The sequence below is a fragment of the Mumia sp. ZJ1417 genome (assembly GCF_014127285.1).
In the GTDB taxonomy this organism is placed as follows: Bacteria; Actinomycetota; Actinomycetes; order Propionibacteriales; family Nocardioidaceae; genus Mumia.
The window spans coordinates 1,534,306-1,552,106 of sequence record NZ_CP059901.1 but is presented as its reverse complement, the minus strand read 5'-3'; the positions used below and the strand labels follow the sequence as shown (position 1 = coordinate 1,552,106).

The 17,801-nt window shown below is 70.3% G+C and carries 18 protein-coding genes; 9 read left to right on the top strand and 9 right to left on the bottom strand.

Features of this window, described 5'->3' with window-relative positions:
- The first annotated feature begins 119 nt into the window (after positions 1–119).
- Complete coding sequence (locus H4N58_RS07485) at positions 120–695, top strand: DUF3043 domain-containing protein (protein ID WP_167008224.1); 576 nt, start codon at positions 120–122, stop codon at positions 693–695.
- A gap of 8 nt (positions 696–703) precedes the next feature.
- Here H4N58_RS07485 and H4N58_RS07480 read toward each other — a convergent pair whose 3' ends face one another.
- Positions 704–904, bottom strand: a complete 201-nt coding sequence (locus H4N58_RS07480) for a hypothetical protein (RefSeq protein ID WP_167008222.1) — start codon at positions 902–904, stop codon at positions 704–706.
- 56 nt (positions 905–960) lie between these two features.
- Entirely contained in the window at positions 961–2,052 is a 1,092-nt protein-coding gene (gene gcvT / locus H4N58_RS07475; protein ID WP_167251908.1) for a glycine cleavage system aminomethyltransferase GcvT, read from the bottom strand.
- Positions 2,053–2,090: 38 nt separating this feature from the next.
- Here gcvT and H4N58_RS07470 point away from each other — a divergent pair, with 38 nt between their 5' ends.
- Positions 2,091–3,605 carry a leucyl aminopeptidase gene (locus H4N58_RS07470; protein WP_167251909.1) on the top strand — a complete coding sequence of 505 codons (1,515 nt, stop codon included), beginning with the start codon at positions 2,091–2,093 and terminating at the stop codon, positions 3,603–3,605.
- Positions 3,606–3,620: 15 nt separating this feature from the next.
- Here H4N58_RS07470 and H4N58_RS07465 read toward each other — a convergent pair whose 3' ends face one another.
- Complete coding sequence (locus tag H4N58_RS07465; protein WP_167251910.1) at positions 3,621–3,983, bottom strand: hypothetical protein; 363 nt, start codon at positions 3,981–3,983, stop codon at positions 3,621–3,623.
- Positions 3,984–4,153: 170 nt separating this feature from the next.
- On the opposite strand from H4N58_RS07465, the gene lpdA reads away from it, so the two are divergent.
- From lpdA to H4N58_RS07450, 3 genes are read left to right on the top strand one after another with little or no spacing between them, the layout of a single operon-like run.
- Positions 4,154–5,539: a dihydrolipoyl dehydrogenase gene (gene lpdA, locus H4N58_RS07460; protein WP_243845179.1), complete on the top strand. Its 1,386-nt coding sequence runs from the start codon at positions 4,154–4,156 to the stop codon at positions 5,537–5,539.
- Between the two features lie 20 nt (positions 5,540–5,559).
- Positions 5,560–7,428 (top strand): 2-oxoglutarate dehydrogenase, E2 component, dihydrolipoamide succinyltransferase, encoded by a 1,869-nt coding sequence (gene sucB / locus H4N58_RS07455; RefSeq protein ID WP_167251912.1) that lies wholly within the window; start codon positions 5,560–5,562, stop codon positions 7,426–7,428.
- Between the two features lie 56 nt (positions 7,429–7,484).
- Complete coding sequence (locus H4N58_RS07450; protein ID WP_167251913.1) at positions 7,485–8,396, top strand: TIGR01777 family oxidoreductase; 912 nt, start codon at positions 7,485–7,487, stop codon at positions 8,394–8,396.
- Between the two features lie 12 nt (positions 8,397–8,408).
- On the opposite strand, the gene H4N58_RS07445 is transcribed toward H4N58_RS07450, so the two are convergent.
- From H4N58_RS07445 to H4N58_RS07435, 3 genes are all read right to left on the bottom strand, one after another.
- The gene (locus H4N58_RS07445) at positions 8,409–9,344 is read right to left on the bottom strand and encodes a hypothetical protein (RefSeq protein ID WP_167251914.1); all 936 of its coding nucleotides are present in this window, start codon (positions 9,342–9,344) and stop codon (positions 8,409–8,411) included.
- Complete coding sequence (locus H4N58_RS07440) at positions 9,338–9,886, bottom strand: hypothetical protein (protein WP_167251765.1); 549 nt, start codon at positions 9,884–9,886, stop codon at positions 9,338–9,340. Before H4N58_RS07440 ends, H4N58_RS07445 begins: the two co-directional genes overlap by 7 nt.
- Positions 9,887–9,991: 105 nt before the next feature.
- Positions 9,992–10,432, bottom strand: coding sequence for a hypothetical protein (locus H4N58_RS07435; RefSeq protein ID WP_167008200.1), 441 nt, complete (start codon positions 10,430–10,432; stop codon positions 9,992–9,994).
- 84 nt (positions 10,433–10,516) lie between these two features.
- On the opposite strand from H4N58_RS07435, the gene lipB reads away from it, so the two are divergent.
- From lipB to H4N58_RS07420, 3 genes are read left to right on the top strand one after another with little or no spacing between them, the layout of a single operon-like run.
- The gene (lipB, locus tag H4N58_RS07430; protein ID WP_167251915.1) at positions 10,517–11,239 is read left to right on the top strand and encodes a lipoyl(octanoyl) transferase LipB; all 723 of its coding nucleotides are present in this window, start codon (positions 10,517–10,519) and stop codon (positions 11,237–11,239) included.
- A gap of 42 nt (positions 11,240–11,281) precedes the next feature.
- Positions 11,282–12,217, top strand: a complete 936-nt coding sequence (gene lipA / locus H4N58_RS07425) for a lipoyl synthase (RefSeq protein WP_167008194.1) — start codon at positions 11,282–11,284, stop codon at positions 12,215–12,217.
- Positions 12,218–12,240: 23 nt separating this feature from the next.
- On the top strand, positions 12,241–12,957 hold the full coding sequence (locus H4N58_RS07420; RefSeq protein ID WP_167008191.1) for a DUF4191 domain-containing protein: 717 nt from the start codon (positions 12,241–12,243) through the stop codon (positions 12,955–12,957).
- A 34-nt stretch (positions 12,958–12,991) separates the two neighbouring features.
- On the opposite strand, the gene H4N58_RS07415 is transcribed toward H4N58_RS07420, so the two are convergent.
- Positions 12,992–13,405: an RDD family protein gene (locus H4N58_RS07415; protein ID WP_167008188.1), complete on the bottom strand. Its 414-nt coding sequence runs from the start codon at positions 13,403–13,405 to the stop codon at positions 12,992–12,994.
- A gap of 193 nt (positions 13,406–13,598) precedes the next feature.
- On the opposite strand from H4N58_RS07415, the gene glnA reads away from it, so the two are divergent.
- Positions 13,599–15,017, top strand: a complete 1,419-nt coding sequence (gene glnA / locus H4N58_RS07410) for a type I glutamate--ammonia ligase (RefSeq protein ID WP_167008186.1) — start codon at positions 13,599–13,601, stop codon at positions 15,015–15,017.
- An 806-nt stretch (positions 15,018–15,823) separates the two neighbouring features.
- Here glnA and H4N58_RS07405 read toward each other — a convergent pair.
- Entirely contained in the window at positions 15,824–16,885 is a 1,062-nt protein-coding gene (locus H4N58_RS07405) for a cytochrome P450 (RefSeq protein WP_243845180.1), read from the bottom strand.
- A 104-nt stretch (positions 16,886–16,989) separates the two neighbouring features.
- A complete protein-coding gene (locus H4N58_RS20610; protein WP_243843107.1) occupies positions 16,990–17,730 on the bottom strand; it encodes a CBS domain-containing protein in 741 nt (246 codons plus the stop codon).
- Positions 17,731–17,801: the final 71 nt, after the last annotated feature.

The following is a 17,801-nucleotide window of genomic DNA, read 5'->3' as shown; positions in this document are numbered from 1 at the left end:
ACGGGCAGCGGTGACCTTCTGGCACCGGAGGACGACAGGTAGTCTCGGGGCATCCCCCGCTGCCGCGACGGCCTGGCCGTCAGACGTCCGCGGCCCGATCCCGACGACCCGAGGCACCAGTGTTCCGACGCAAGAACGAGTACGACGCCAGCCACGAGCAGCCCGCCCCCGAGCCGAAGCCGGACGGCAAGGGACGCCCGACCCCCACCCGCAAGGAGGCGGAGGCGGCCCGCAAGGCGGCGCTGAAGACGCCCGCGTCACGCAAGGACACCGCTCGCGCCGAGCGGGAGCGCCGTTCCAAGGACCGCGTCAAGATCCGCGAGGCGATGACGACCGGCGACGACCGCTACCTGCCGCCGCGCGACAAGGGGCCGGTCCGCAGGCTCGTCCGCAACGTCGTCGACTCGCGCCGCAACGTCGGTGAGTACCTCATGCCGATCCTCGTCATCATCTTGCTCGTGAGCCTCGTCCGCGCCCCGTGGGCGATCCTCGCGATCTACGTCTTGTGGGTCACGGTCATCCTCGGCACGATCGTCGACTCGTTCCTCCTGGTGCGCCGCGTCAAGCGCGAGGTCGCCGCGAAGTTCCCCGACGCGAGCACGCGCGGGCTCACCACGTACGCGATCATGCGCAGCACCCAGATCCGTCGCCTGCGGCTGCCGAAGCCGCAGGTCTCACACGGCGAGTCGTACTGAGGCTCGCCCTACGGGTGGAGTGACATCGGTCCGAACACCCGGCGGCCGTCCTCGAAGAGCGTGACCTGGTCGATCCCGTGGTCGGCCAGGTCCGCGTAGACCTCACCCACCCACGACTCGGCGTCGCCACGGCTGGCGAACGTGCCGCCGTCGTCCTCCGGGGTCACGGGAGTTCCGTCAGCGGTCTCGAAGCGCCAGGTCCACACCATGCCCGCAGCCTAGGGCGTACGGCGTCCGCGCCGCGGCACGGGCGGTGGTACGTCGCTCAGCGGGTCGAGGACTCCACGAACGGGGGCGCGGTCACGACGAAGGTCTCCGTACGGCCGCGCACGTCGACCGTCACCTCGTCGCCCACCGCGACACGTCGGTCGAGCAGCGCGAGCGCGACACCTTTGCGAAGGGTCGGCGAGAACGTCCCCGACGTCACGCGGCCGATCTCGGCACCGCCCGCCGCGACGGCCATCCCGGGTCGGGCGATGCCACGCCCGGCGGCGACCAGCCCCCGCAGCAGCGGCACCTCGCCGGCCGCCCGCTGCGCGAGCAGCGTGTCGCGGCCCCAGAACTGCGGCTTGTCCCAGCCGACGGCCCACCCGACTCGGCCCATCACGGGCGAGATGTCGCGCGAGAGGTCCTGCCCGTGCAGCGGATATCCCATCTCCGTACGGAGGGTGTCGCGGGCGCCGAGCCCGCACGCACGGATGTCGTACGCCTCGCCGGCAGCCATGATCGCGTCCCAGGCGGCAAGCGCGGCTGCGGCGGGGACCACGAGCTCGTACCCGCGCTCGCCGGTGTAGCCCGTACGGCAGACCGTGACCGCCTCGCCGCCGAGCTCGGCCTCCGCGTACGACATGTAGTCGTGCGAGACGGGGAGTCCGATCGCGGCCAGCGTCTCGTCGCTGTGCGGTCCCTGGACGGCGAGGACGGCGAAGTCGTGGTGCCGATCGGTGATCGTCAGGCCCTCGGGCGCACCCTCGCGGAGGCGGCGCACGACCTCGGCCGTGTTCGCGGCGTTCGGGATCAGCAGCACGTCGTCGTCTGCGCGCCGGTAGACGATGAGGTCGTCGACGACACCCCCGTCGTCGTCGCAGCACAGCGTGTACTGCGCCTGCCCCGCACCGATCCGCCCTAGCGCGTTCGTGAAGCACCCGTCGAGGTAGTCGACGGCACCGGAACCCTGCACGGTGACCTTGCCGAGGTGGCTGACGTCGAACACGCCCACGGCCTCCCGTACGGCCTTGTGCTCAGCGAGGACTCCCCCGCCCGCGTACTCCAGCGGCATCTCCCACCCTCCGAACTCCGCGAGCTTCGCTCCGAGATCGAGGTGGCGGCGGTGCAGGGGCGACTGGGCAAGCGTCATGCCCAGAACCTATCCCGACCCTCGGTAGGGTGGCGGGCATGGCCTCGAAGCATGCAGAGCCCTCGTTCACCCTCAGCTCCGCCTCCCCCGCCTCGACCCGCGCGGACGTGGTCGTCATCGGAGTCGGCCCAGACCTCAAGGCGGTCGCACCCGCAGACTCGGTGGCGCTCGCCTTCGGCCGGTCCTTCAAGCCGACGCTGACCGCGCTCGGATTCCGCGGCAAGACAGGCGACCTGGCGGTGATCCCGACCGCCGGCGTGATCAAGGCCGCGACGGTGATCGCCGTCGGGCTCGGGGACGACCCCACCCCGACCGTCCTGCGCAAGGCCTCCGCGAAGGCGGTCAAGGCAGTCCACAACGCCTCGACCGTGACCTTCGCGCTGCCGACCGCGGACGCCGGTGCCGTACGGGCGATCGCCGAGGGAGCGCTGCTGGGCGGATACCGGTTCGACCGCTACCGGACACGGGACGAAGACCGCGAGGAGGCGGCCGACCGCCCCAACGCGATCGTGATCCTGACCCGCCTGTCACGCGACGCCGACGCGATCGCCGCGCTCGACGCCGGCGTCACGACGGCCGCGTCCGTCAACCTGACGCGCGACTGGGTCAACACCGGGCCGGGCGACCTCACGCCCGCCGCGTTCGCCGACGCGGTCACCGAGGCGGCCAAGGACGTTCCCGGGGTCAAGGTCACCGTCTGGGACGAGGCACGTCTGGCCAAGGAGAGCTGCGGAGGCGTCCTCGGCGTCGGCCAAGGCTCGACCCACCCGCCACGGATCGTCCAGCTCACGTACAAGCCCAAGAATCCCGCCGCCCACCTGGCGCTGGTCGGCAAGGGCATCACGTTCGACTCCGGCGGCCTCAGCCTCAAGCCCGGCGCGAGCATGATGACGATGAAGTGCGACATGGCCGGAGCCGCTTCGGTGATCGCGGCGACGCTCGCCATCGCCGCGCTCGAGCTGCCGGTCCGTGTCACGTGCGTCGCGCCGATGGCCGAGAACATGCCCAGCGGCTCCGCGCTGCGCCCCGGTGACGTGCTGGAGATCCGAGGCGGGACGACGGTCGAGGTGCACAACACCGACGCCGAGGGCCGGCTCGTCCTCGCCGACGCGCTCGTCCTCGCGAACGAGGCCGAGCCGGACGTCCTCGTCGACGTCGCGACCCTCACCGGGGCGTGCATCGTCGCGCTCGGCGAGCGCACCGCCGGTGTCCTCGGCAACGACGACGCGCTGCGTGGTCAGGTCGTCGAGATCGGCGAGTCGGTCGGCGAGGCCTTCTGGCCGCTCCCGATCACTGACGAGGTGAAGAGCCGCGTCAAGAGCTCCGACATCGCCGACCTCCGCCAGCACAACCCGAAGCCGGCCGGCGGCGCACTGTTCGCCGCGGCGTTCCTTCAGCAGTTCGTCGGCGAGACGACGTGGGCACACCTCGACATCGCGGGCCCGGCGTTCAATGACGCGGGCGCGTACGACGAGGTGCCGAAGGGCGGCACAGGCGCCAGCGTCCGTACCCTCGTCGGCCTGGCAGAGAGCCTCGCCAAGAAGATCGACTGAGTGCGACCCGCCGGGTCAGCCCTCGGAGGCCTCGCGGTCGCGGCGCTTGCGCTGGGCGGCGACCCGGCGGTTGTACTCACGCATGCGCTGCGGATAGCCGACGACGGCAGCGTCGTACGTCGGCACCTGGTGCTTGTTGCCGAAGTCATGGGCCCACGCGGCCGAGGGGACGCGACGCCGCGTCCACTCACCGTCCTTGGAGACCAGCAGCAGCGTGACCTGCGAGACCGCGGTCGGCGGCTCGACGAACCCCTCGACTCCCGCCCGTGACGCGATGAACTTCTCGAGGTGCGCGCGATCGGTCGCGTCGGCAGCCCTGTCGGACACCACGGCGCCACCGCCGGTACGGCTTTGCTTCTTGCGGCGGAAGAGGCCCATCGGGTGTGCTCCTGCAGGTCGGGACGGCGCTGCTGCGGCGTGCTCTTACCTCCAGTCTGCCGTACCGGCGGGTAGCGCCCCCACGTGTGCACCCCCTTGTGCGCAGTGACAAGATGAGGGGCGTCAGAAGCGGCGATGACCTCGCCGGCGACACCATCCGGAGGCCTTTCGTGACCCAGCCCGCCCCTCATGAGCACGACGTTGTCGTGCTCGGTGGCGGTAGCGGCGGTTATGCGACGGCGCTCCGTGCCCGCCAGCTCGGGCTGAGCGTCGCACTCGTCGAGCAGGACAAGCTCGGCGGCACGTGCCTCCACCAGGGCTGCATCCCGACCAAGGCGCTGCTGCACGCCGCCGAGGTCGCCGACGCGGCCCGCGACTCGGCCGCCTTCGGTGTCCGGGCCACGTTCGAGGGCGTCGACATGCCCGCAGTCAACGCGTACCGCACCGGTGTGGTCGACCGCCTCTACCGCGGCCTGCAAGGTCTGATCCGTGGTGCCGAGGTCGACGTCGTCACGGGCACGGGACGACTGGTCGGCCCGCGATCGGTCGCCGTCGGCGACACCGTCGTGACCGGCAAGAACCTCGTGGTCGCCACCGGCTCGTACGCCCGCACACTTCCTGACGTCGAGATCGGCGGCCGTGTCGTCACGTCTGACGGGGCGCTCGCGCTAACCGAGGTGCCGCGCAGCGTGGTCGTGGTCGGCGGGAGCGTCATCGGTGTCGAGCTCGCGTCGGTCTGGCGCTCGTTCGGCGCCGACGTCACCATCGTCGAGGCACTCTCCCGGCTCGTGCCGGCGGAGGACGCGACCCTGTCGACGCAGCTCGAGCGCGCGTTCCGCAAGCGCGGCATCGCCTTCCGGACGGGCACGTCGATCACCGGCGTCAAGCAGGACGAGTCCTCCGCGTTCGTGACTCTCGAGGGCGGGGACGTCCTCGAGGCCGATCTCGTCCTGGTCGCCGTCGGCCGCGGTCCCCGTACGGAGGGGCTCGGGCTCGCCGACCACGGCATCACGCTCGAGCGCGGCTTCGTCGTCACCGACGAGCGGCTCCGGACCTCGGTCGAGGGCGTGTACGCCGTCGGCGACGTCGTCCCGGGGCTCCAGCTCGCCCACCGGGGGTTCGCCCACGGCCTCTTCGTCGCCGAGGAGATCGCGGGGCGCGCACCGCGGCCGGTGGTCGACGCGGGCATCCCCCGCGTGACCTACTGCGAGCCTGAGCTGGCCTCGGTCGGACTCACCGAGGAGCAGGCTCGCGCGGCGTACGGTGACGACGCGGTCACCACGTACGAGTACAACCTCGCCGGCAACGGCAAGACGCAGATCCTCCGCTCGGCCGGCCTCGTCAAGGTCGTCCGTGAGGCCGACGGCCCCATCCTCGGGGTCCACATGATCGGGTCCCGGATCGGCGAGCAGGTCGGCGAGGCATCCTTGTGGGTGAACTGGGACGCGTTCCCCGAGGACGTCGCCGCCTACATGCACGCCCACCCCACCCAGAACGAAGCTCTCGGCGAAGCCGCACTGGCGCTCGCCGGGTCACCACTCCACGCACACGCCTGAGATCAAGACAGGGGTCACCCATGGCAACGCCCGTCACGCTTCCAGAGCTCGGAGAGAGCGTCACCGAAGGGACCGTCACGCGCTGGCTGAAGCAGGTCGGCGAGACGGTCGCTGTCGACGAGCCGCTGCTGGAGGTGTCCACTGACAAGGTCGACACCGAGATCCCGTCGCCGGTCGCCGGCGTCCTCCTCGAGATCGCCGCCGCCGAGGACGAGACCGTCGAGGTCGGCGCCGTGCTCGCGACGATCGGTGAGGAGGGCGAGTCCACGGGCGACGCCGCTCCGGCCAGCGAGGCCCCCGCAGAGGAGACGCCCGAGGAGCCTGCCGCGGAAGATCAGGCCCCCGAGGAGCCCGCCGGCGAGGCCAGCACTCCCCCGCAGACCGAGGCGACCCCCGCGGTGGCCGCTGAGCAGGAGCAGGAGGCGCCCGCCGCCGAGGCCGCGCCGGCCGACTCGGGCGACGCCACGCCGGTCACCCTCCCCGAGCTCGGCGAGAGCGTCACCGAGGGTACGGTCACGCGCTGGCTGAAGCAGGTCGGCGACGAGGTCGCCGTCGACGAGCCGCTGCTCGAGGTCTCTACCGACAAGGTCGACACCGAGATCCCGTCGCCCGTCGCAGGGACGCTCCTGGAGATCTCCGCTGCCGAGGACGAGACCATCGAGGTCGGCGCCCAGCTCGCGCTCATCGGCGCGGCAGGTGCTGCCCCGCAGGCCGCGAGCGCGCCGTCGGCCCCGGCATCGCAGCCCGAGCCCGCCGCTGAGCCCGAGCCCGCCGCTGAGCCCGAGCCCGCCGCTGAGCCCGAGCCCGCCGCTGAGCCCGAGCCCGAGCCCGCGGCCTCCGTACAGGCTCAGCCCGCCGCTCCGGCCGCTCCGGCACAGTCCGAGCCCGCCGCACCGACGAGCGCACCGAGCGCACCGAGCGCCGTCAAGCCTGACGGCCGTCAGTACGTGACGCCGATCGTCCGCAAGCTCGCTGAGCGCGAAGGTGTCGCACTCGACGACGTCGAGGGCACCGGCGTCGGCGGTCGTATCCGCAAGCAGGACGTGCTCGACGCCTCGGCCAAGGCCAAGGAGGCTGCCGCCGCTGCCGCGAAGGCCAAGGAGGAGGAGGCAGCTCCCGCTCCCGCCGCCGCTGCTGCACCCGCCGCCGCCGACCGCGACCTGTCCGGTCTCGCCGGTACGGTCCAGAAGGCGAACCGCATCCGTCAGCTCACCGCGATCAAGACCAAGGAGTCCCTCCAGGTCGCGGCGCAGCTCACGCAGGTCCACGAGGTCGACCTCACCCGGATCGCGGCGCTGCGCGCGAGGCACAAGGCGTCGTTCCTCGAGCGCGAGGGTGTCAAGCTGACCTACCTCCCGTTCATCGCCAAGGCGACGGTCGAGGCGCTCAAGGCGCACCCGAACATCAACGCCTCGTACGACGAGGACGCCAAGGAGATCACCTACCACGCGGCGATCAACCTCGGCATCGCCGTCGACACCGAGCGCGGTCTGCTGTCGGTCGTCGTCCACGACGCCGGTGACCTGAGCCTCGCGGGCCTCGCACAGCGGATCAACGACCTCGCCACCCGGGCACGCAGCGGCAACATCAAGCCGCACGAGCTCTCGGGTGGCACGTTCACCGTCACCAACATCGGCTCGTTCGGCGGTCTGTTCGACACGCCGATCATCGTGCAGCCGCAGGCAGCGATGCTGGCGACCGGCGCGGTCGTCAAGCGGCCGGTCGTGGTGAGCGACGTCGACGGCAACGACACGCTCTCGATCCGTGCGATGGCCTACCTCCCGCTGACGTACGACCACCGTCTCGTCGACGGTGCCGACGCCGGCCGCTTCGTGACGACGGTCAAGAAGCGCCTCGAGGCCGGTGCCTTCGAGGACGAGCTGGGCTGACGCCCGGCGTCCGCCACCAAACGGACAGAACCGCATGCCCCGGCCAAGATGGGGGCATGCGGTTCTGTGTGTGCGGGGCATCCGGCTTTCTCGGCAACGCGCTGGCAGCGCGGCTTCGAGCGCAGGGCCACACGGTCGTCAGTCACGTCCGCCGCGAGCCCGACGGTCCCGACGAGTCACACTGGGACCCTGATGTCGGAGAGGTCGACCAGGCGGTGATCGATGCCTCCGACGTCGTCGTGAACCTGTCCGGCGCCGCGATCGCGCACTGGCCGTGGACGCCCTCGTACCGACGTGAGCTCCTCGACTCGCGGGTGAGCACCACGACCACGATCGCCGAGGCGGTCGCCCGCGCGCCTCAGCCGCCGGCCCTGCTGTCCGGGAGCGGCATCAACGCGTACGGGGAGGACCGTGGCGACACGCTTCTCGTCGAGGGGACGCCCCGCGGTCCAGGTTTTCTCGCCGACGTCGTCGAGGCCTGGGAGGCGTCAGCAGCTCCGGCGATCGCGGCAGGCGCGCGGGTGTGCTTCCTCCGTACGGCGCCGGTCCTCGACCGCTCGGGCGGCCTCCTGCGGGTGGTCGCGCTGCCGTTCCGGCTCGGCGTGGGCGGACGGCTCGGTTCTGGGCAGCAGTACTTCCCCATGATCAGCCTGCGCGACTGGCTCGGGGCCGTCACGTTCCTCGCTGAGGACGCCGACGCCTCGGGCCCGTACAACCTCGTCGCCCCAGAGCCCGCGACCAACGCCGAGTTCACCCGTGTGCTGGCCGGAGCGCTCCACCGGCCTTCGATGATCCCTCTCCCGTCCCTCGCGATGCGCCTCGCGCTCGGAGGGCTCTCGGCTCTCGCCCTCGGGTCGCTGCGGGCGACGCCGCGCAAGCTCGAGGAGGGGGGCTTTACCTTCGCCGACCGGGACGTACGCGACGTCGTCGCGACCGCCCTCGATGCGAAGGGGCAATCGGCCGCTTGAGAGCCTCGCTCGTCAGTCGCCCGGGGTGACGACCGACTGCACCTCGTCGACCCGCAGCGCGGCGGTCGCGGTCGGGCTCGTGAGCGTGGCAGGCGCGCCCTCGATGTTCGCGACGGGTGTGCCGTTGACCTCGAAGCTCAGGCTGTAGACGGACTCAGCCGTCACGGCGTAGGCGGGGCGGCCATCGACACTCTCGCTCCCACCGACGGACGCGCGGTTGTAGGCGTGGCGGCAGTTCGTCTGCGCCTCCTCACGCGTCGAGGCGGCCTCACACGTGAGGGTGGTCCCGTCCCCCGTGGTCACCACCAGGTGCTCGAACGTCGCGATGGCGACGAGCCCGAACGCCGACGACCCCGTCTGGTTCTGCTGCTGACCGGTGGCCCAGAACCACGTGTCGAGGTTGACGATCGTGCGGTTCTGGGGGCTGATCTGGATGACCGGTGTCGCGAGGTCGATGTTGCCGACCGCCTCCAGGGCCTGCTCGAGCAACGACGGCACCTCGGGCTCATCGTCAGACCAGTAGGCCGCACCCCACTGGTGCATCCCGTTGATCAGGCAGACCTGCACGCGCGCCTCGGACTCCTCGTTCGGCTTCTCGCCGTCGGGAAGGGCGACGGGTGGAAGGGCGACGACGTCGATGCACGGATTCGCGCCCACGCAGTAGACCGCACTCGGCTTCCGGCCGGCCCAGTCGTCCGGACTCATGCCGCTGACGTCGCACGTCGGCTCGGCCGGCGTGCCGCCGTCACCTGGGTCACCTGGCTGCCCTGGCCCCCCGCCCCCGGGGATCACGCACTTGTAGCCGAGCCCGGTCCACTCTGCAACAGCCGGAGGGGTGCAGACAGGCTCGGCACTCCATGCCGGCGCGGATGAGAGGACCGAGACGCCGATCGTGGCGGCCGCCGACACGACCAACGCGATGATCGTTCGTGACACGAGATTCAGCACGACCCCTCCTTGACCTTCGGTGTGGCGACCAACCATGCATCGTCGACTCGCTCGAGCTGGATGGTGAGGGGGCTGCGCGCTCCGCCGATCGCGCCTGCGCCTGCCTCCGACTGGCCCTTGTCGACGATGAAGGCGTTGGTCGCGTCCAGGCACCCTTGCGCTTCGGCCGTTCCTGCGGTGATCGTCACGGCGGAGGGGGTGAACACGGCCTCGCCGATGCGGTGCTTGCCCACCTTCTCCGTCAGACCCTGCTCGTCCCGCACGACCTGTGCGTAGAGCTGGTCGGTGACCTTGCCCTTGAGGGACTCGGCGACCGGCTCCGCGCCGCGCGCGAAGATGGCGGACGCATAGGCGTGCACCGCGTCGACGACCTCGCGCTCCTCAGCGGTGAAGCCGTCCGCGTCCTCGCTCGCCTCGGCGGACGGACTGGCCGACGCCGCCGCCTCGAGGCCCGAGCCCTCGTCGTCGGAGCCGCACGCGCTGAGAGTCAGGGCTGCGGCCAGGGCGACAGCGGCGAACCACCGGGGTCGTCGGCTCGTCACAGGGGTCCTCCGTCGGTGTGGGGCGCGATCAGGGGCGTCTCACCCCGCCACACCCTAACGTCGTCGGGTGTCACGTCTCAACGCATTCCGTCGCATCGCCGCTGGTCACCCGGCCAGTCGCTCCGTCGCCGAGATGCGCCAGCCTGCGGGCGTACGGACGAGCACGATGCGGCGGTCCGTCGCGCCGTCGCTCGGCAGCGTCCGCCAGGCACCGCCCGGGTGCCGGACGCGGACGGGCTGGAGGCGGTCGACCACCCGCAGGACCGTACGGGTCGGCGACTCGCTCTCGACGCCGAACCGCAGCACCTCGAACCGCACGTCGGCGATCTCGAGGCCGCGGGCGGCGTAGCCCCGTACGAGACGCTCGTCGTCGTCCCGGAGCCGGCTGCCCGGCGCGTACACGTCGTCGAGGAGGCTCGGGTCGGCGCGGACGAACGCGGCCGACCGCCCGTCGTCGAGCACCGCCAACCGCTCCATCCAGCCGGCGCTCTGCGTGACCGCGCCGGCGGCGATCACCACCGCGCACACCAGGCTCACGGGATCCATCGCGCCAGCATCGCGCGATCGTGCACCTGTCCGCGCCCGTCGTCCACAGGCCAGGCGACGAGCGCGCCGCGTTAGGGTGACTGCGTGAGTGCGCTGGAGGTCCGCAGGATCGGGCTCGGGTCCGAGGAGACCGACTACGAGGAGATGTGGGCGCTGCAGCGCGCACTGCACGCCGACCGCGTCGCCGACACGGGCGGCGACATCGCGCTCTTCCTCGAGCACGCCCCGGTCTTCACCGCCGGCAAGCGCACCGAAGACTGGGAACGTCCCCGCGACGGCAGCCTCGTCGTCGACATCGACCGCGGCGGCAACATCACCTTCCACGGCCCCGGGCAGCTCGTCGGCTACCCGATCGTGAAGCTCCCCCCGCACGTCCTCGTCGTCGACTACGTCCGCCGCGTGGAGGAGGCGATGATCCGTACCGTCGCCGACCTCGGCGTCACTTGCGGGCGCGTCGAGGGGCGGTCCGGAGTGTGGGTCGCCGCCGACGAGCGTGGACCCGAGCGCAAGCTCGGCCAGATCGGCATCCGCGTCGCCGGTGGCGTGACCATGCACGGGCTCGCTCTCAACGCGTGCGTCGACATGAGGTGGTTCGACAAGATCGTGCCGTGCGGCATCGCCGACGCCGGAGTCACGTCGCTGAGCCTCGAGCTCGCCCGTACGGTCACCACGACCGAGGTCGCCGACGCTCTCGAACCGCACCTGCGCGAGCTGCTGTCGTGGCAGCCGTACACGCCAAGCCCCGATCTCGCGCACGTCGCCATCTCAGGAGCTGTCTCGTACGGGCTCGCGTCGCACCTCGCCTGACCGCCCCCTTGCGATCACCGGACGGCGCGTAGGGTGAGTCACGTGACGCTCGCACCCGAAGGACGCAAGCTGCTCCGGCTGGAGGCTCGCAACGCCGAGACCCCGATCGAGAAGAAGCCGGCTTGGATCAAGACCCGGGCCAAGATGGGCCCCGAGTACACCGAGCTCAAACAGCTCGTGAAGTCCGAGGGACTGCACACGGTCTGCCAGGAGGCGGGCTGTCCCAACATCTACGAGTGCTGGGAAGACCGCGAGGCCACCTTCCTCATCGGCGGCGAGGAGTGCACGCGACGCTGCGACTTCTGCCAGATCGCCACCGGCAAGCCGGCGCCGCTCGACCGCGACGAGCCCCGCCGGGTCGCCGAGAGCGTCCGCACCATGGGCCTGCGCTACGCCACGATCACCGGAGTCGCGCGCGATGACCTGCCCGACGGCGGCGCGTGGCTCTACGCCGAGACCGTCCGCAAGATCCACGAGCTCAACCCGGACACGGGCGTCGAGAACCTCATCCCCGACTTCAACGGCACGCCGGAGCTGCTCGAGGAGGTCTTCGCGTCCCGCCCCGAGGTGCTGGCGCACAACGTCGAGACCGTCCCACGGATCTTCAAGCGGATCCGTCCGGCGTTCCGCTACGAGCGCTCGCTCGACGTGCTGACGCAGGCGCGGGCGTACGGGCTCGTCACGAAGTCCAACCTCATCCTCGGGATGGGCGAGACCCGCGACGAGGTGTCGCAGGCCATGCGCGACCTGCACGACGCCGGCTGCGAGCTGCTGACGATCACCCAGTACCTCCGCCCCTCTCCCCTGCACCACCCCGTCGAGCGCTGGGTGAAGCCGGAGGAGTTCGTCGAAATGGGAGCCGAGGCCGAGGAGATCGGCTTCGCGGGTGTGCTCTCCGGCCCGCTGGTCCGTTCCTCGTACCGCGCCGGGCGTCTGTACCACCAGGCGATCGAGGCCCGCTCCGCCGTATCGCGCTGACGCCCGACCGGTATCCTGGGCGCATGTCCACTCCTGAGTCGCAGCCGGAGGGCCGCATCGCCCAGATCCGGGCCGCCTACAAGATCACCAAGCGCGCCGACCGTACGATCGGACTGCGCCTGCTGGCGTGGTTCCTCGTCGTCGGCGGCGCCGTGTTCGCGCTCGGCTGGTTCCTCGGCGGCGGCGGTGGACTGCTCGGGATCGTCCTCACCTCGCTGCTGTCGGTCCTCACCGGTGTGCTCGCCGCCCTGATCGTCTTCGGGCGCCGCGCCGAAAAGGCCGCGTACGCTCAGGTCGAGGGCCAGGTCGGCGCTGCTGCCGGCGCGCTCGGCATGCTCAAGCGTGGATGGAAGGTCGACCAGGCGGTCGCCTTCACCAAGAGCCAGGACGTCGTCCACCGCGTCGTCGGCCCGCCCGGCATCGTCCTTGTGGGCGAGGGCAACCCCGGTCGCGTCCGCAACCTCCTGACGACTGAGCGCAAGAAGACCGCGCGCATCGTCGGCGAGGAGGTGCCGATCACGCTGATCGTCGTGGGCAAGGACACCGACAAAGGCGAGGTTCCCCTCCCCAAACTGGTCAACAAGCTGCGCAAGTCCAAGCGTGTGCTCAAGCCGGCGCAGATCACGCCGATCCTCAACAAGCTCAAAGCGCTCGACGCGATGCGTCCGCAGGCGCCGCTGCCTCGCGGTCCCGTGCCGACCAGCGGCAAGGGCGCACGCCGGATGATGCAGGGCCGCTGATCTCGGCGGTCGGGCAAGGGCGCGCCAGCGGGCCCTACTCGGCGGTGGTGCGCGGACGAATGTAGGTGATCACCGAGCCCGCGACCACGTCGTGCAGGCCCCGACCCTCCTTGTTCTGGAGGAGCGGCGGCACGACCAGGCACAGGAGCGCAGTACGGACGAAGGCGCGCAGGCCGATCGGACGCCCGTTCGGGCCGACGACGCAGATCCCGGTCACCCGCTTGCCGATCGAGAACCCGAGGGTTCCGTCGAGGAGCGACACCTCGATCCAGAACGCGAACAGCACCCACGCTGAGGCGGTCGCGTCCGGCCCGTAGACGGGGGTCGAGGTCACGATGGAGACGGTCAGCATCGCGACGACCCAGTCGAGCACCAAGGCGGCGAGCCGGCGCCCGAACCCTGCGATCTCGGGCATCGACGTGGCTGCTTGCGGGGAGTTCTGGGACACGCGACCAGGGTACGTGGCGCCGCATCCCGGGTTTCGGAGCACCCCGAGGACTTCGTAACATGGGTGAAACATTCGGGTCATGGCTGGGAAACTGACCCTGCCTACGTTCGGGGAGACACATCGATGTGCCCCAGTTCGACCCCCCGTATACGACGGCCGGTCTGCGTGCAGTGCGCTCGGCCGAGGAGGCTTCATGTTCTCTAACCGCGACGAGCTCTTGGCCTATATCAGGAACGAGGGCGTCAAGTTCGTCGACGTCCGCTTCACCGATCTTCCCGGCATCCAGCAGCACTTCACGGTGCCGGTGTCGTCGTTCGACGAGTCGGTGTTCGAAGACGGCCTGATGTTCGACGGCTCCTCGGTGCGCGGCTTCCAGGCGATCCACGAGTCCGACATGGCGCTGTTCCCGGACCCGTCGACCGCCTACATCGATCCGTTCCGCCCGGAGAAGACCCTCGCGCTCGAGTTCTTCATCCACGACCCGCTGACCGGCGAGGCGTACTCGCGCGACCCGCGCAACATCGCCCGCAAGGCCGAGGCCTACCTCGCGAGCACCGGCATCGGTGACACGGCGTTCTTCGCGCCGGAGGCGGAGTTCTACGTCTTCGACAAGGCGCGCTTCGAGACCAGCGCCAACCGCGGCTTCTACGAGATCGACTCGATCGCCGGCGCGTGGAACACGGGTGCTGAGGAGGAGGCCCGCGGCTACAAGGTCCGCTACAAGGGCGGCTACTTCCCCGTCTCCCCCACCGACCACTTCGCGGACCTGCGCAACGACATGGTCATCCACCTCGAGGACGCGGGGCTGCAGGTCGAGCGCGCGCACCACGAGGTCGGTACGGCCGGTCAGGCGGAGATCAACTACCGCTTCGACACGCTGCTCAAGGCGGCGGACGATGTCATGAAGTTCAAATACATCATCCGCAACACCGCGTGGGCCGCCGGCAAGACGGCGACCTTCATGCCGAAGCCGATCTTCGGCGACAACGGCTCGGGCATGCACTGCCACCAGTCGATCTGGAAGGACGGCGAGCCGCTCTTCTACGACGAGGCCGGCTACGGCGGCCTGTCCGACATGGCGCGCCACTACATCGGCGGCATCCTCAAGCACGCGCCGTCGCTGCTCGCGTTCACCAACCCCACGGTGAACTCGTACCACCGTCTGGTTCCGGGCTTCGAGGCGCCGATCGCCCTCGTCTACAGCTCGCGCAACCGCTCGGCGTGTGTCCGCATCCCGATCACCGGCTCGAACCCGAAGGCCAAGCGCATCGAGTTCCGCTGCCCCGACCCGTCGGCGAACCCGTACCTCGCGTTCTCCGCGCTTCTGCTCGCCGGCATCGACGGCATCAAGAACAAGATCGAGCCGCCGGAGCCGGTCGACAAGAACATCTACGAGCTGCCGCCGGACGAGTACAACCAGATCGAGTCGGTCCCGACGTCGCTCGACGCCGTCCTCAACTCGCTCGAGGCCGACCACGAGTTCCTGACCCAGGGCGACGTCTTCACGCCGGACCTGATCGAGACGTGGATCGAGTTCAAGCGCGAGCACGAGATCGCCCCAATCCAGCAGCGTCCGCACCCGCACGAGTTCGAGCTGTACTACGACATCTGACCGGGCCTCTGGCTGTGGTCGTTCAACAACGCCGAACAACCACGAAGAACAGCCGCTGACCTGCAGAAACGCCGCCGAGCGACCTTTGGCCGCTCGGTGGCGTTTGCTGTTGGTGGCCGCTCGTCTGTGACAAATCCGGTTCGGCGACCACCACCGCGAGTCCCGCGTCAGCTCGCTGCCACATCACTTGCGTCTGCGTGATCGCTCCGGTGCCCCCGTCGGACACAGGTGCCTGTAGACCGAACCTCCGCCCTTAGCGACCAGGCCGCTTGCAGCCAAGACGTCGAAAGCCAGGAAGGAGGCAGGTGGGAGGTCCACCCGCGGCCCGCGGCGGTCGCGGTATGCCAGCCGCGGGGCCAGTGCCCCGAAGTCGAGTCGGCCGTCCCGCCACACGACGAGTTCACCGCCGATCATCGTGCCCGGCTCCAGCTGCTCGAGGGCGGGTTGGACGATCTCGGGGAACCCTGCCGCTAGGTTGGCGCCCTTGCGTGACCACACGCGGCACCCGGCGCTCGTGCGCTCGTGCTGGCCCGATAACCATCCCACTTCGGTTCGTGGACGGTGCCGCCCAGCAGGCCGCCGACCGCTGGCAGCGTGGCGGACGGCGGCTACGGGCGCGGGGCGGGCATCCCCGTGAAGGACCGCTGCGCGTCGACCGAGGCGTCCACCAGGAGCCAGCGCCGACGGCGAGCGCAGCCGGGCGGCGCGCCGGCCACCTGTGGTCTTCCCTCTCACGGGACTGGCCGCTCACACACCCTCCTCCGCAGTGACTCGCCTCCTGCCGCGACGGTCAGTGGTCGCCCAGCTCAGCGGAGGACGATGGGCACCCGCGCCCAGCCACCGACGGGCGGGGTCTCGCGCACTGCGGGACGATCCGTCGCCAGTTCGATCGTGGCGGTGCGGCCGAGAAGTTCTTCTAGGAGCACCCGAAGCTCCATGAGTGTCAACGCTCGGCCGGGACACACGTGCGGCCCGGTCCCGAACACAAGGTTCGCGGCAGCGTTAGGGGTGGGGTCGAATCGATCGGGGTCGCCGAACACTCGGGGATCCCGGTTCGCCGCAGTCCAGTTCAACAGGACCGGCTCACCCCGCGCGATCGTTGTGTCGCCCAGTTCGGTGGTCCGGGTCGTGACACGGCGGTTGGACACGAATGGGTCGTCGATGCGAAGAATTTCTTCGACCGCGGCGGTGAGCTCTGCTACGGCGCCGGCTTCCACGAGGGTGCGCATCTCATGCTGGACCTGCTGCCTGGCGGCCAGGAAGTGAACGATCACACCGACCGAGGTGGCCAATGATCCGAGGTCGCCTGCTGTCCAGTTCCGCAAGATCGAGACGATCTCTTCGTCCGTCAGCGGCCGACCGTCCACCGAGTCCTCCAGCAGCTCACCGGTGACATCTGCGGCCGGCCTGCCCCGGCGCTCGTCGAGAAGTTGCCGGATGATGTGGTCGAACCGTTCAGCAACATCCCGCATGCGCTCGCGGCTGCCTGATCGAGTCGCGGCGTGGTTGTCACCGATCCAGGCGACCAGCTGGTCCTCCAGGTCGCGGGGCCAGCCGAGCCAGGTCGACTGTGAGCGCACCGCGTAAGGGATGCCGATGCTGGCGATGGTCTTGACTGTGATTCCGCGAGGCAGGGCGTCGATGATCGCGGCCGCGTGACGCCGGCACTGGGTTTCTTCGACCGCAACTCGCTCGTCGGTGAGGTAGCGGTCGACGACGCTGCGGTAGGCGGCGTGCTCGAGACCGTCGAGACTGTTGGGGATGGCACGCCTGGTGGTGACTCTGCTGGAGAAGGTCCCAGGGTCGGTGGCAGCGGCGACGACCTCGGCGTGGCGCAGCACCACCCAGCGGTTGTCCTCGCGAGCCACCGGGCAATCCTCGCGGAGAGCGTCGTAGCTGGACCTTTGGTCCTCCCAGCTCTCGCCGGTGTCGATCTCTGTCGGGTCTCCCATTGGTCTGCCTCCGGACCGAGTCAGTTTCCCGGCACGCCGTGCAGGGCGACGGTCAGCAGTACCACTGCATCTTCAAGGGCCTCCAAGTCGTGGCGCGCGGGCGGGATCACGAGGTGGTCGCCCGCGCTGCCGTCCCATGTGTCCTCACCGGCGTGCAGCCTGACCGAGCCGCGAAGTACCTGCAGCGTGGCCTCACCCGGGCTCTCGTGCTCGCCGAGACGGCGACCCGCGACGAGCGCGATCAGGGTTTGGCGCAGCGCGCGGCCCTGCCCGCCGTACACGGTGTGCGCGCTGCGACCGGCGCTGTGCTCGTGCGCGGTAGCGAGGTGTTCCTCAGCGAGGGCGGTCAGAGAGGTGTCGTTCATGTGGATCTCCATCATCGTGTGCGCGGCAGTTGCACTTGCTCGTGCGGCGACGCCGGCGTCGGAGCAGAAGCCCGACCGGGAGCGCTTGAGGCAAACCAGGCCAAGGAGGGTGTGGTCGGCATCGATCACAGCCAGTCGGCGCATCTTGTGGCGGATCAGCCTCGCCTGAACGAGAGCGGCTGGGGCTTCCGGGGGCACGGTTCGGCCAGGCAGAACCGCCCAGCGGAGCGCGGGCTCGTGGCCGGATCCTGCAGGGGGCAGGTCCGTGCGAACCAACGTTCCACAGAGCTTGTCGCCGTGGGTCAAGAGCACCATGTGCACATGGTCGTCGGCCATGACGGCTCGGGCGTCGTCGACCGAGGCTCGGGCAGGCAACGTCTTGGGGGTGCTGATCATGACGTCAACAGCCTGGTGGACGCGGCGCGAAGGCCAATCAGCCTCCTCGGGCTCAAGCTCGCCAGGGCGGT